The organism is Pseudomonas sp. F2 (genome assembly GCF_057174385.1).
On the sequence record NZ_CM169904.1, the window covers coordinates 3944556 to 3957194 of the forward strand.

The following is a 12639-nucleotide window of genomic DNA, read 5'->3' on the forward strand; positions in this document are numbered from 1 at the left end:
GAGGTTTCAGGGCAGGCTCAGAACGGCTTGCACACCGCCCGACACGTTGCTGATCGACAGTTGGCCGCCATGCAACTTGGCCACCTCTTCAACAAAGTTCAGCCCCAACCCGGTGCTCTTGCGCCCACTGTCCGGACGCGGCAACGAATAAAATCGCTCACTCAAGCGCGGCAAGGCGTAATCGGGAATCGGGGCGGCTTCGTTGAACAAGCGCAACTCGACCTGCTCCCCGACACGTTCGGCACTGAAACGCAGCAACCCGGCGATCGGGGTGAAATCCAGTGCATTGTCCAGCAGATTGCCCAGCGCCTGACGCAGCAGAAACGGCTCGCCGATCAGCAGCAGATCCGGCGCAATCGTCTGCTCGACCGTGAGCCGCCGGCCTTCGATCCGCGCTGCCTGCGCGCGTAATAATTCATCGATCAGCGCCGCCAGCGGCACCGCCACGCGCTCCTCGAGACCCTGGCGCTGTTCCACCTGAGCCAGATTCAACAGGCGCTCGATCAACTGCTGCATCCGCGCGCTTTCGCTGTCGATATTGCCGACAAAGCGCAGGCGCTGAATCGCTGGCATTTCATCCTGCAGCAACTCTGCGGCACCGCGAATGGCCGCCAGCGGACTCTTCAATTCATGGGTCAGGGTGTGCACGTAGCGCTCGACGTAAGCCTTGCCTTCGAGCTGGGTGCGCATCTGTTCCACCGCCGTCGCCAGTTGCTCCAGTTCGCCGCCACGGTAATGCGGCACTTCCACTCGCCGGCCTTCGCTCACCGCCTGCGCATACCCGGTCAAACGGTGCAGCGCGCGGCTCAGCCACCACGACAGCAAAGCGCCGAACAGCAGACCGAGGCCGATCAGCCCGGCACCGTAAAACAGCAAGCGCCGCTCGGTACGATCAACATAAGGCTGCAATGAGCTGTTGGGTTTGGCCACGGTAACCACGCCGATGATCCGGCCGTTGTCGCGGATCGGCGCACCGACGTGCATCACCGAGGAGTTCGCATCATTCGGATCGCTGCGGCTCGAACGAGCGCCGTACTCACCACGCAAAGTCAGGTAGACGTCGTTCCAGCGCGAGTAATCCTGACCGACCGCCACGCCGCTGGAATCCAGGACCACGATGCCTTTAGCGTCGGTGACGTAGATGCGATGGTTGACCTGATTTTTCGGCAATCCCCAGATGGTCGCCTGCGGCTGGCGTTCACCGTAGGCACGCAACAATTCGGGCCAGCGGTTCTCGCTGAGCGTGCCGGCCTTGAAATCATCACGCAAAATCTCCGCCATCAGGTTGGCGGTGTCGACCAGGGTTTCTTCGGTGGACTGACGCACACCGGGGCGGATTTCTTCCATCACCGTGTTGAGCACGAAGTAACCGGTCAGGCCGATAAACAGCACATACACCAGAAAGATCCGCAGCCCCAGCGACATCAGCTGTGCCCCGGGCTGTAGCTGTAGCCGAGGCCGCGATGGGTCTGGATCGGCTCGGCGTCGGCCCGCACCAGACGCAATTTGGCGCGCACGCTTTTGATGTGGCTGTCGATGCTGCGCTCGTAGCCAGCGTCGGCGGCAACGCCTAGCGCGTCGAGCAGTTGCTCGCGGCTGAACACCCGCTGCGGTTGTTCGAGCAGGCATTGCAACAGGCGAAATTCATGGCGGGTCAGGCTCAACGGCTGTCCCCGATAGACGATCTGCACACGTTCGGCATCGATGCGAAACAGCGTCGAGGACGCTTCAACCGCAGGACGCGGCGCCATGCGCTTGAGAATCGCCCGGACCCGCGCCGCCACCTCACGCGGGCTGAACGGCTTGACCACGTAATCGTCGGCGCCGATCTCCAGCCCCACCACCCGGTCGATCTCGGCGTCCCGGGCGCTGAGGAACAGCACCGGCACTTCACTGAAGCGCCGCAGCTGTTTGCAGGTTTCGAAACCGCTGATGTCCGGCAGGCCGATATCGAGAATGATCAAGTCGGCCGGGGTCTGCCGTTGATGCTCCAGCGCCGCGGCGCCAAGGCTCAGCCACGTGGTCGTGAACCCCTCGCCCTGCAGGGCAAAAATCAGCGTATCGGCAATCGCCGCTTCGTCTTCGACAATCAGGATATGAGGCATGGCGTCCGAGCCCATGGGTTAAGTGCGCGAACGGTGCCCCAAGCCTGACCTTACGTCAATGAGACCACTTAGCAGTCTGGCTTGTCGGCGGTGAAACGCCGCGCCGGGTTCACTGCGGCGCCAAACTCGCGCAAGGCCTTGGCACCGATCAGCAGCGGGTAGTTGAAGTTACTGCGGTCGGTCAGGTTGACCTCAACGGTGCGCTTGACGTTGCCCAGGCACAGTTCCAGATCGACCACCGGGCGTTTGGCAACTTCGGTGCTGTCGCCCTCGTCCTCTTCGTCCGAACGGCTCTTGATCTTGCTGATCCGCGCGATCTTGTGCTCGTAGACCTTGTTGCTGGCGTCCTTGGTGCCGAGGCGGAAGCGCACCCAGTTTTCACCGTCGCGGGTGAAGGTCTCAATGTCCTTGGCCGACAGCGAGGCGGTCAGCGCGCCAGTGTCCATCTTGGCTTTGAGCACCTCGCCACCGATTTCCGGCAGCGCGATGTATTCATAACGCCCGTACAGGGTCGGTTCGGCGGCCATGACCGGCAGGGCAACGAGGGCAAACAGTGCAAGGAGGGATTTCACGTAGAGGGCTTCCTTGGAAAATGAGGGCGTCAGACGCGAGATTTTAGACAGCCATCAAGGAATTCGTTCGCCCTTGATATCGCATCGCTGGCAAGCCAGCTCCCACAGGTTTCTCTGCCATTCACGGAAATCACATGCACTGGAGATCCTTGTGGGAGCTGGCTTGCCAGCGATGGGGCCAGCACAAGCCTCACTAATTGGCTCCAGCATAGCCGCCCAAAAGTGAAACATTCGTCACCGCCGATTTGGCCTGTCGCCCGAAGCCACTTATCATGGCGCGCCCATCCGCCTTCATAGAGTTGCTTATGCGCCGCCTGCTCACCGGCTGTTTCGTCACCCTGTTGCTATTGCTCAACACCCTGATCCTGATCGGGCCGTTGATGGTCTTTGCCCTGCTCAAACTGATTGCGCCCGGGCGCTGGCGCGATTACGCCTCGTGGGCGGTGATGTGGATTGCCGAGACCTGGGCGGAAATCGACAAGCTGATCTTTCGTCTGTGCATCCCCACTCAGTGGGACATCCGCGGCGGCGCAGACCTGCGCGGTGACACCTCGTATCTGGTGGTCAGCAACCACCAGTCGTGGGTCGACATTCCGGCGCTGATCCAGACCCTCAACCGGCGCACGCCGTTCTTCAAGTTTTTCCTCAAGAAAGAGCTGATCTGGGTGCCGTTCCTCGGTCTGGCGTGGTGGGCGCTGGATTACCCGTTCATGAAGCGCTACAGCAAGGCGTTTCTGGCGAAGCATCCGGAGCTGGCGGGCAAAGATCTGGAAATCACCAAACAGGCCTGTGAGCTGTTCAAGCGCCAGCCGGTAACGGTCGTGAACTATCTGGAAGGTACTCGCTACACCGCGGCGAAAAGCGCGCAGCAGCAGTCACCGTTCAAGCACCTGCTCAAACCCAAGGCGGGCGGCGTGGCGTTTGTGCTGGCGGCGATGGGGGAGCAGCTGGATGCGTTGCTCGACGTGACCGTGGTTTATCCACAGGAGAACATTCCGGGGTTCTGGGATCTGATCAGCGGCAGCGTGCCGCGGGTGATCGTCGACATCCAGACCCGCGAACTCGACCCGGCGCTGTCGCAGGGCGATTACGAGAACGATCCGCAGTTTCGCCAGCAGGTCCAGAACTGGGTCAACCAGCTCTGGACCGAGAAGGATCAGCGCATCAGCGAACTGCGCGGTGAGCGCAGCTGAATCAGCTGCCGCTGCCGGCGCCCCAGATGTTGCCCAGACTGCTCAACAGCGAACCGCCAACACCCTGTTGACCCAGGTATTGCAGGATCACCGGGGCAAACTGGCCCACCATGCCGCTGTCCATGCCCAGCGCACTGAAAGCGTTGTTCAGGTCGCTGGTGGTCTTGACGTTGCCCAGCGCATTTTCCAGCCCGGCTGACTTGCCCGACGAGCCCAGCAAGCCGCTCAATGCCGCCAGGTTGCCGCTACCGCCCGACAGTTTGTCGATGCCCGGCACTTCTTTGGCCAACTGCGAATAATCGGTGCTGCTCAATTGATTCTTGGCCAGGCCCAACATCGCACTGGTTCCCCCTACAGCTTGCTGGGGCGTGACGTTCAGCGCACTCAAGGCACTCAGCAATCCAGCGGTTTCCGAAGTCGGTGCAGCGGCGGCAGCCTTGTCACCCCCTTGCATCCCCGAGACTGCACCGGCGACATCGTTCAAGCTGAAACCGGCAAACACCGGGCTCGCTGCGAGGGTCATCAGTGAAGCCAAGGCCATACCGCGTGAAATCTTCATTCAGACATCCTCTTGCGCTGTGGTAACCGCCCGCTTATGGGCGGCAAAACTGCCGATTTGACCGGGTTTGCGCTGGCATGTTCCTCGCCGGCGCATCCATTTTCAGGATAGCCACGTATATAAAACGTGAAACCGTGGATAACCCGAGATGAATGGCACAAGCGCTGTCGCTGAACTAGCCTGTGAACAGCCCGAGCAGCGCCCTCGTCGTCCGCCCATTGCCTGGAGAACCGTCATTTCCACCGCCGACCCCGATCAGTTGCGCCAGTTGTTGGCCCAGTGTTCACTGGGCGATCGGCGTGCATTCGAAACCCTCTATCGCAGCGTCGGCCCGCGCTTGCACGGTGTCGCCTTGCGTTTCATGGGCCGGGCAGATCTGGCCGAGGACGTGCTGCAGGAAAGCTTCGTGCGCATCTGGAACAACGCCTCGCGCTACGAAGCCCATTTGTCGGCGCCGCTGACCTGGATGATCAACATCACTCGCCACCAGGCCATCGACCAGTTACGCAAACAGCGTGACCGGCCGCTGACCGACTTCGAACAGGACACCCTGCCGGACGAAGGCCCTTCGGCCCACGACCTGTTGAACAGCAGCCGCGAAGCCGGTGCATTGCACCGTTGCCTCGACACCCTCGACGGCATGCAGCGCCAGTCGATCAGCGTCGCTTACTTTCAAGGCCTGTCCTGCGCGGAACTGGCCGAACACCTGGCCGCGCCGCTGGGTTCGGTGAAGTCGTGGATTCGCCGTGGCATGGAACGTCTGCGCAGGTGCCTTGAATCATGAACTACCAGACCCCTGCCCTGCGCCGCGCCCTCGCTGCCGATTACGCCATCGGCCTGATGTCGTCGGCGGCGCGGCGGCGCTTTGAACAATTGCTGCTGGACGATGCAGCACTGCGCACAGAACTCGCTCACTGGCAGGAAAGCCTTGCCAGCCTGACCGACGCGGTTCCAGAGCAACCGGTGCCGGATCGGGTGTGGCAAGGCATCACTGCGCGCATCGAACCGCAAGTGCTGCACGTCCCGGAAAAACGTCCGTTCTGGAACTGGCTGCGGGTCACCGCCGCGCTGTGTTCGATCGTGGTGCTGGTGTTCCTCGGGTCCCTGTACAACCGCGACGACGCCCGCTATCGCGCCACCCTGCTGAGCGCCGACGCGCAACCGGCGCTGAAGGTCGAGGCGCATGCGGACTATCTGCAGGTCGAACCGCTGACATTGGCGGCAGTCGGGCCAGATCGCAGCCTGGAACTGTGGGCGATACCCGCCGATGGCAAGCCGATTTCGCTGGGGGTGATTCCTGCAGGCGGCAAAGGCAAGGTTGAACTGAGCGCGGCGCAGAAAGCCTTGATCGGCCAGCCGATTGCGCTGGCGGTGAGTCTGGAGCCGCAAGGTGGGTCGCCGACCGGGCAGCCGACCGGGCCAGTGCTGTATCAGGGCGCTTTGGCAGCCCTCTGATTGCAAAAATCAAAGATCGCAGCCTTCGACAGCTCCTCCATCGATCCCTGTAGGAGCTGCCGAAGGCTGCGATCTTTTGATCTAAAAAAGGCGACCCGTGGGTCGCCCTTTTTACTTACGCCGCACTGAACAACCGATGCGGATCGATCACAAACTTCTTCGGCACACCGGCATCGAACTCGCCGTAACCTTCCGGCGCCTGGTCGAGGCTGATGACTTGCACACCCACCACTTCGGCGATGTTGATGCGGTCCCACATGATCGCCTGCATCAGCTGGCGGTTGTATTTCATCACCGGGGTCTGGCCGGTGTGGAAGCTGTGGGATTTGGCCCAGCCCAGGCCGAAGCGGATGCTCAGGCTGCCCATTTTCGCGGCGGCATCTACAGCGCCCGGATCCTCGGTCACGTACAGGCCCGGAATACCGATCTTGCCGGCGACGCGCACCACGCCCATCAACGAGTTGAGCACGGTGGCCGGGGCTTCGGCTTTCACCCCGTCATGCCCGTGGCCGCGCGCTTCGAAGCCCACGCAGTCCACGGCGCAATCAACTTCCGGCTCGCCCAAAAGTGCGGCGATCTGCTCGTGCAGCGGCGTGTCCTTGGACAGGTCGACCACTTCAAAACCCTGAGCCTTGGCGTGCGCCAGGCGGATGGTGTTGACGTCGCCGATGATCACCACCGCCGCGCCCAGCAAGCGCGCCGAGGCCGCAGCGGCCAGACCGACCGGGCCGGCGCCCGCGATGTACACGGTGCTGCCCGGGCCAACGCCCGCCGTTACCGCACCGTGATAACCGGTCGGGAGGATGTCGGAGAGGCAGGTCAGGTCGCGGATTTTCTCCATGGCCTTGTCGCGATCCGGCAGTTTCAGCAGGTTGAAGTCGGCGTAGGGCACCAGCACGTATTCAGCCTGGCCGCCGGTCCAGTCGCCCATGTCGACATAACCGTAAGCACCGCCGGCGCGGGCCGGGTTGACGGTCAGGCAGACGCCAGTGTGTTGCTCCTTGCAGGAACGGCAGCGCCCGCAAGCCACGTTGAACGGTACGGAGACCAGGTCGCCGATTTTCAGGTTCTCGACGTCGGAACCCTTCTCGATCACTTCGCCAGTGATTTCATGGCCCAGCACCAGACCGGTCTGCGCCGTGGTCCGGCCGCGCACCATGTGCTGGTCGGAGCCACAAATGTTGGTGGACACCACACGCAGGATCACCCCGTGTTCGATCTTCCTGCCGCGCGGGTCCTGCATTTTCGGATAGTCGATTTTCTGTACTTCGACCTTGCCAGCGCCGAGATACACCACACCACGATTGCCAGACATGCTTTCACCTCGCTGTTGTTTTTATGGAACCGCGTTGCCCAGGCAGGCAGCGCGTTAAGTGCTCGGGTACAGATGCTGATTGTTGTGTTGCCTGTTATGGCCTCATCGCTGGCAAGCCAGCTCCCACGGGTTTCGGGTGGAACTCAAAAATTGTGTACGACACAAATCCCTGTGGGAGCTGGCTTGCCAGCGATGGCGATCTAAAGAACAACGGTTCTGTTGGCGTTCAAAAACACCCGTCTTTCGATGTGATAACCCACGGCCCGGGCCAGGGTCAGGCCTTCGATATCGCGCCCCTTGGCAATCAGATCTTCCGGGTAATGACTGTGATCCACGGCCTCGACACCCTGGGCGATGATCGGCCCTTCGTCGAGGTCGTTGTTGATGTAATGCGCCGTGGCGCCGACCAGTTTCACGCCCTTGTTGTAGGCCTGGTGATACGGCTTGGCACCCTTGAACCCCGGCAGCAACGAGTGATGGATGTTGATCGCCTTGCCATCGAGCTTGCGGCACAACTCCGGTGACAGCACCTGCATGTAACGGGCGAGGATCACCAGTTCGGCGCCGGACTCTTCGATCACCTGCCACACCTGACGCTCCTGCGACGGCTTGTCGTTGGGGTCGAGGGGGAAATGGTAGTAGGGAATCTGGTGCCAGTCGGCCAGCGGCTTGAGGTCCGGATGGTTGGACACCACCGCCGCCACGTCCATCGACAACTGGCCGATGCGCTGGCGGTAGAGCAAATCGTTGAGGCAGTGATCGGCCTTGGAGACCATGATCACCACTTTCGGCCGGTAGTTCGGCGCAGTCAGCTCGAAGACCATGCCAAACGCCTGACCACGCTCGGCGAGGCCGGCGCGGAAGGACTGTTCGTCGAAGCCGTCGGGCTGACGGAATTCCACGCGAATGAAGAAACGACCCGAGAGCCGGTCATCGAACGAATGGTGCTCGGTGACGTAGCAACCCTGCTCGAACAGAAAACGCGTCACCGCGTCCACCGTGCCGAGCACGCTGGGGCAGTCGGCGGTCAGAATCCATGTGTCTGGGGCGCGGCTCATGGTGCGGTGACTCCTGTTTCAACATCGGTGAGCAGAGTGAACTCTGTGGCTATGCTGAAGTGCTTGTGGCGAGGGGATTTATCCCCGATCGGCTGCGAAGCAGTCGCAAAACCTGTGTACGGGAACTGACAGATAAACCGCAGCGACTGGTCTGGGGCGGCTTCGCCGCCCATCGGGGATGAATCCCCTCACCACAAAGCAGTCACAGCAGGTCAGGCCTGCACGCTGAGGCCGTACTCGGCCGAAGCATCCTGCAACCACAACCACCAGTAATCCGAGAAGCTGCGGCGGATCAGCAGTTCCCAGGTGTCTTCAGCGGTGTGGCGAATCATCAGTTGCGACTTGGCGAACACCGTGCCCACTGCTTTGCCGACCGGGAAGTTGTTCGGGTGCACGTCGTAACTCGTGGATTTCATCAGCACCTGACGCACGTTCGGCCCGCTCAGTTCGAGCACTTGCTGGCCGCCGCTGACGTTGACGATCGCGATGTGCAGGTCGCCCAGCGCTTCGCGCAGTTTCTGTTCGGCGGCGAATTCTTCACCGCTTGGCACGATCAGCAGCCACTCGTCCGGGCCCATCCATTGCAGGCTGGTTTCGCCTTTGACGATCACGCTCAGGGCGCCGGGCAACTCAATGCCGAGGGCCTTGTGCACGCCGGCGGCGAACGCGGCATCGTGACCATCGCCACGAATCGTCAGGTGACCGAGGAGTTTCTTTTCACGCACGATGACGCCGGCGTTCTTGCGCCCCTTGCCGACCAGGCTGGCGAGGTCGGCATGGTGCAGCGACGACTCGGCACGGGCACCGGTGGTCGGGCGTTGTTGGTACACGTTGGCTGTGGTCATAAAGCACCTATCTCAATTCTGTTGGTCCGGTCCTTGTGGTGGCTGCACTGCCGCCTTCGCGAGCAAGCTCGCTCCCACAGGGGACTGATGCCTGACACAAATTCCATTAACAACCCGAAACCTGTGGGAGCGAGCTTGCTCGCGAAGGCGATATCCGCCACACCACAGGGTTCGAAGCTGTCAGATGTTCTGCCGATCCCCCTTCGGATCGAAGAACACCGAAGAAACGATTTCTGCCTCGATCACGCTGCCATCGGCCAGCGGTGCAAACACCCGCTCGCCCATGCGCTTCAGACCGCCCTTGACCACACCCATGGCAAACGAATAACCGAGGGAGTTGTGCGCGTAGCTGGAGGTCACGTGGCCGACCATGGTCATCGGGATCGCCTGCTTGGTGTTGAACACCAGTTGCGCGCCTTCCGGCAGCCAGACGTTCGGGTCGATCGGCTTCAGGCCCACCAGTTGCTTACGCTGATCCTTCACGCAGTCTTCACGGTTCATGCCGCGCTGGCCGATCCACGAGAACGGTTTGGTGCGACCGACGCACCAGCCCATGTTCAGGTCGTCCGGGGTCATCGAGCCGTCGGTGTCCTGACCGACGATGATGAAACCCTTCTCGGCGCGCAGGACGTGCATGGTTTCAGTGCCGTACGGGGTCAGGTTGTACTGTTTGCCGGCCTCGACGATTTTTTCCAGCACGCCCATCGCGTAGTCGGCCTGGACGTTGACTTCGTACGACAGTTCACCGGTAAACGAGATACGGAACACCCGCGCCGGCACACCGCCGACCAGACCTTCTTTCCAGGTCATGAACGGGAATGCTTCGTTGGCCAGGTCGATGTCGGTCACGGCGCTGAGCAGCTTGCGGCTGTTCGGCCCGGACAAGGTCATGGTCGCCCAGTGATCGGTGACCGAGGTGAAGTACACCTTCATCTCCGGCCATTCGGTCTGGTGGTACAGCTCCAGCCATTGCAGCACGCGAGCCGCGCCGCCAGTGGTGGTGGTCATGACGAAATGGTTGTCGGCCAGGCAGGCCGTCACACCGTCGTCGAAGACCATGCCGTCTTCTTTGCACATCAGGCCGTAACGCGCCTTGCCCACGTCGAGCTTGGTCCAGGCGTTGGTGTACACGCGGTTGAGGAACTCGCGGGCATCCGGGCCTTGGATGTCGATCTTGCCCAGGGTCGAGGCGTCGAGCAGGCCGACGCTGTCGCGCACGGCTTTGCATTCGCGCTTCACCGCCGCGTGCATGTCTTCGCCGTTCTTCGGGAAATACCATGGACGCTTCCACTGACCGACGTCTTCGAACTCGGCGCCGTTTTTCAGGTGCCATTGATGCAGCGCGGTGTAGCGCACCGGCTCGAAGATGTGCCCACAGTGACGACCGGCCACGGCGCCGAAGGTTACCGGCGTGTAGTTCGGGCGGAACATCGTGGTGCCCATTTGCGGAATGGTCACGTTCAGCGAACGGGCGGCGATGGCCAGACCGTTGACGTTGCCGAGCTTGCCCTGATCGGTGCCGAAGCCCAGCGCGGTGTAGCGCTTGACGTGTTCGACCGACTCGAAACCTTCGCGGGTCGCCAGTTCGATGGCGGCAGCGGTGACGTCGTTCTGCAGGTCGACGAATTGCTTCGGCGCACGCGAGGTGCCCTTCTCGTGCGGCACCTGGAACAGCGCCAGGGTCGCTTCTTCGAGACGGCTCAGGGCTTTTGGCAGCGTGCCTTCGACCACACCGAAACCGGCTTCACTGGCCGCGCGTGCGCCACCTTCGAAACCATCGGCCAGCGAATCACCGAGGCCGTAAACGCCGTTGATGCCGCCGACGCACACACGCTTCTGCGGTGCTTCGCCCGGAACGAAACCGAGGATGTCCTCGCGCCAGACCGGCTTGCCACCGAGGTGCGAAGCCAGGTGCACCACCGGGCTGTAACCGCCGGAACTGGCGATCACGTCGCAGTCGAGCCATTCGCCCGGGCTGGTCACGGTGTGCGCTTTGACGTCAATCGCGGCAACGCGGGCTGCGGTGACGCGCTTGCTGCCACGGGCCTCGATCACGGCGCTGCCGGTGAGGATGCGAATGCCTTTGGCGCGGGCCTCTTCCACCAGCGCACCACGCGGATTGCTGCGGGCGTCGGCGATGGCGACCACTTGCAGGCTAGCGTCGAGCCAGTCCAGCGCCACGCGGTAGGCGTGATCGTTGTTGGTGGTCAGCACCAGCTTCTTGCCCGGTGCCACGCCGTAACGGCGCACGTAAGTCGAGACCGCACCGGCAAGCATGTTGCCCGGCACGTCGTTGTTGCCGTAGACCAGCGGACGCTCGTGGGCACCGGTCGCCAGCACCACACGCTTGGCGCGGACACGGTGAATGCGCTGACGCACCTGACCGATCGGCGCACGGTCACCGAGGTGATCGGTGAGGCGTTCGTGAATGGTCAGGAAGTTGTGGTCGTGATAGCCGTTAACGGTGGCGCGCGGCAACAGCAGCACGTCAGGAGTGTTCTTCAACTCAGCGATAACGCTGGCCACCCACTCCATCGCCGGTTTGCCGTCGAGGCTTTCGCGGGAATCAAGCAGGCTGCCGCCGAACTCTTCCTGCTCATCGGCGAGAATCACCCGCGCACCACTGCGTGCAGCCGCCAGGGCAGCCGCCAGACCGGCAGGGCCGGCGCCGACGATCAGCACGTCGCAGTGCTGGTTCATGTAGTCGTAGGTGTCCGGATCGACTTCGGTCGGCGAACGGCCCAGACCGGCTGCCTTGCGAATGTACTTCTCGTACGTCATCCAGAACGATTGCGGGTACATGAAGGTTTTGTAGTAGAAACCCGGCGGCATCAGCTTGCCGCCGACCTTGCCGAGAATCCCCATCATGTCGTTGTTGACGCTCGGCCAGCCGTTGGTGCTGGTGGCGACCAGGCCTTGGTACAGCGCCTGTTGCGTGGCGCGCACGTTGGGGATCTGCGTGGCTTCGGTGGCACCGATCTGCAGCACGGCATTCGGCTCTTCGGCACCGGCGGCGAAGATCCCGCGGGGGCGCGAATACTTGAAGCTGCGGCCGATGATATCGACGCCGTTGGCGATCAGTGCCGAGGCCAGCGAGTCGCCCTCGAAGCCTTTGTAGCTCTGACCGTTGAAGGTGAAGCTCAGCACTTTGTTGCGGTCGATCCGTCCACCGTTGGACAGGCGATTGGTCTGGCTCATACCTTCTCTCCCAGCGCCGTCGTGGCTGTTTTTGCCGTATCAGCCTTGTCGGTGAATTGCGGCTTGGTGCCGATCTTGTAGGTTTCGAGAATCTCGTAGGTCACGGTGTCGCGAGTGACGTTGAAGTACTGGCGGCAACCGGCGACGTGATCCCACAGCTCGTGGTGCAGACCGCGCGGGTTGTCGCGGAAAAACATGTAGTCGCCCCACTCTTCATCGGTGCAGGCGTTCGGATCCAGCGGACGCGGAATATGCGCCTGACCGGATGCGTGGAATTCCTCTTCGGAGCGCAGTTCGCCGCAGTGAGGACAGAAGATATGCAACATGGGAATTTCTCCT

12 protein-coding genes are annotated in these 12639 nt (G+C 62.0%); 3 read left to right on the forward strand and 9 right to left on the reverse strand.

Annotated elements, in window-relative coordinates; all coding sequences use genetic code 11:
• Window positions 1-6: 6 nt before the first annotated feature.
• The 3 genes from creC to rloA2 form a co-directional block, all read right to left on the reverse strand.
• Window positions 7-1425 carry a two-component system sensor histidine kinase CreC gene (gene creC / locus AC193Q_RS17790; protein ID WP_095668150.1) on the reverse strand — a complete coding sequence of 473 codons (1419 nt, stop codon included), beginning with the start codon at window positions 1423-1425 and terminating at the stop codon, window positions 7-9.
• A complete protein-coding gene (creB, locus tag AC193Q_RS17795; protein WP_041070160.1) occupies window positions 1425-2105 on the reverse strand; it encodes a two-component system response regulator CreB in 681 nt (226 codons plus the stop codon). Before creB ends, creC begins: the two co-directional genes overlap by 1 nt.
• Before the next feature lie 68 nt (window positions 2106-2173).
• On the reverse strand, window positions 2174-2677 hold the full coding sequence (gene rloA2 / locus AC193Q_RS17800) for a retropepsin-like aspartic peptidase RloA2 (protein WP_041069928.1): 504 nt from the start codon (window positions 2675-2677) through the stop codon (window positions 2174-2176).
• A gap of 305 nt (window positions 2678-2982) precedes the next feature.
• Here rloA2 and AC193Q_RS17805 point away from each other — a divergent pair, with 305 nt between their 5' ends.
• Complete coding sequence (locus AC193Q_RS17805; RefSeq protein WP_047297055.1) at window positions 2983-3870, forward strand: acyltransferase; 888 nt, start codon at window positions 2983-2985, stop codon at window positions 3868-3870.
• Between the two features lies 1 nt (window position 3871).
• Here the strand turns inward: AC193Q_RS17805 and AC193Q_RS17810 are convergent, their stop codons facing one another.
• Window positions 3872-4429, reverse strand: a complete 558-nt coding sequence (locus tag AC193Q_RS17810; protein WP_041069921.1) for a DUF2780 domain-containing protein — start codon at window positions 4427-4429, stop codon at window positions 3872-3874.
• A gap of 148 nt (window positions 4430-4577) precedes the next feature.
• On the opposite strand from AC193Q_RS17810, the gene AC193Q_RS17815 reads away from it, so the two are divergent.
• Both AC193Q_RS17815 and AC193Q_RS17820 read left to right on the forward strand, forming a co-directional pair.
• Entirely contained in the window at window positions 4578-5213 is a 636-nt protein-coding gene (locus AC193Q_RS17815; RefSeq protein ID WP_121187549.1) for a sigma-70 family RNA polymerase sigma factor, read from the forward strand.
• Window positions 5210-5884, forward strand: coding sequence for an anti-sigma factor domain-containing protein (locus AC193Q_RS17820; protein ID WP_121187551.1), 675 nt, complete (start codon window positions 5210-5212; stop codon window positions 5882-5884). Before AC193Q_RS17815 ends, AC193Q_RS17820 begins: the two co-directional genes overlap by 4 nt.
• A 115-nt stretch (window positions 5885-5999) precedes the next feature.
• Here the strand turns inward: AC193Q_RS17820 and fdhA are convergent, their stop codons facing one another.
• The 5 genes from fdhA to AC193Q_RS17845 all read right to left on the reverse strand — a co-directional run bounded on the left by fdhA (window position 6000) and on the right by AC193Q_RS17845 (window position 12626).
• Window positions 6000-7199, reverse strand: a complete 1200-nt coding sequence (gene fdhA / locus AC193Q_RS17825; RefSeq protein WP_027610665.1) for a formaldehyde dehydrogenase, glutathione-independent — start codon at window positions 7197-7199, stop codon at window positions 6000-6002.
• Between the two features lie 200 nt (window positions 7200-7399).
• Window positions 7400-8257, reverse strand: a complete 858-nt coding sequence (purU, locus tag AC193Q_RS17830; RefSeq protein WP_064589552.1) for a formyltetrahydrofolate deformylase — start codon at window positions 8255-8257, stop codon at window positions 7400-7402.
• A 212-nt stretch (window positions 8258-8469) separates the two neighbouring features.
• Window positions 8470-9102, reverse strand: coding sequence for a sarcosine oxidase subunit gamma (locus AC193Q_RS17835; RefSeq protein ID WP_034155013.1), 633 nt, complete (start codon window positions 9100-9102; stop codon window positions 8470-8472).
• Window positions 9103-9282: 180 nt separating this feature from the next.
• Window positions 9283-12300 (reverse strand): sarcosine oxidase subunit alpha, encoded by a 3018-nt coding sequence (locus AC193Q_RS17840; protein WP_047297060.1) that lies wholly within the window; start codon window positions 12298-12300, stop codon window positions 9283-9285.
• A complete protein-coding gene (locus AC193Q_RS17845) occupies window positions 12297-12626 on the reverse strand; it encodes a sarcosine oxidase subunit delta (RefSeq protein WP_003228964.1) in 330 nt (109 codons plus the stop codon). The genes AC193Q_RS17840 and AC193Q_RS17845 overlap by 4 nt, the downstream gene beginning before the upstream one ends.
• Window positions 12627-12639: the final 13 nt, after the last annotated feature.

What these genes read in the sequence shown, in the direction of transcription:
- AC193Q_RS17810 (WP_041069921.1), bottom strand. Translation starts at nt 4,429, where the DNA reads ATGAAGATTTCACGCGGTATGGCCTTGGCTTCACTGATGACCCTCGCA.
- creC (WP_095668150.1), bottom strand. Translation starts at nt 1,425, where the DNA reads ATGTCGCTGGGGCTGCGGATCTTTCTGGTGTATGTGCTGTTTATCGGC.
- AC193Q_RS17845 (WP_003228964.1), bottom strand. Translation starts at nt 12,626, where the DNA reads ATGTTGCATATCTTCTGTCCTCACTGCGGCGAACTGCGCTCCGAAGAG.
- creB (WP_041070160.1), bottom strand. Translation starts at nt 2,105, where the DNA reads ATGCCTCATATCCTGATTGTCGAAGACGAAGCGGCGATTGCCGATACG.
- purU (WP_064589552.1), bottom strand. Translation starts at nt 8,257, where the DNA reads ATGAGCCGCGCCCCAGACACATGGATTCTGACCGCCGACTGCCCCAGC.
- AC193Q_RS17840 (WP_047297060.1), bottom strand. Translation starts at nt 12,300, where the DNA reads ATGAGCCAGACCAATCGCCTGTCCAACGGTGGACGGATCGACCGCAAC.
- fdhA (WP_027610665.1), bottom strand. Translation starts at nt 7,199, where the DNA reads ATGTCTGGCAATCGTGGTGTGGTGTATCTCGGCGCTGGCAAGGTCGAA.
- AC193Q_RS17820 (WP_121187551.1), top strand. Translation starts at nt 5,210, where the DNA reads ATGAACTACCAGACCCCTGCCCTGCGCCGCGCCCTCGCTGCCGATTAC.
- AC193Q_RS17805 (WP_047297055.1), top strand. Translation starts at nt 2,983, where the DNA reads ATGCGCCGCCTGCTCACCGGCTGTTTCGTCACCCTGTTGCTATTGCTC.
- AC193Q_RS17835 (WP_034155013.1), bottom strand. Translation starts at nt 9,102, where the DNA reads ATGACCACAGCCAACGTGTACCAACAACGCCCGACCACCGGTGCCCGT.
- AC193Q_RS17815 (WP_121187549.1), top strand. Translation starts at nt 4,578, where the DNA reads ATGAATGGCACAAGCGCTGTCGCTGAACTAGCCTGTGAACAGCCCGAG.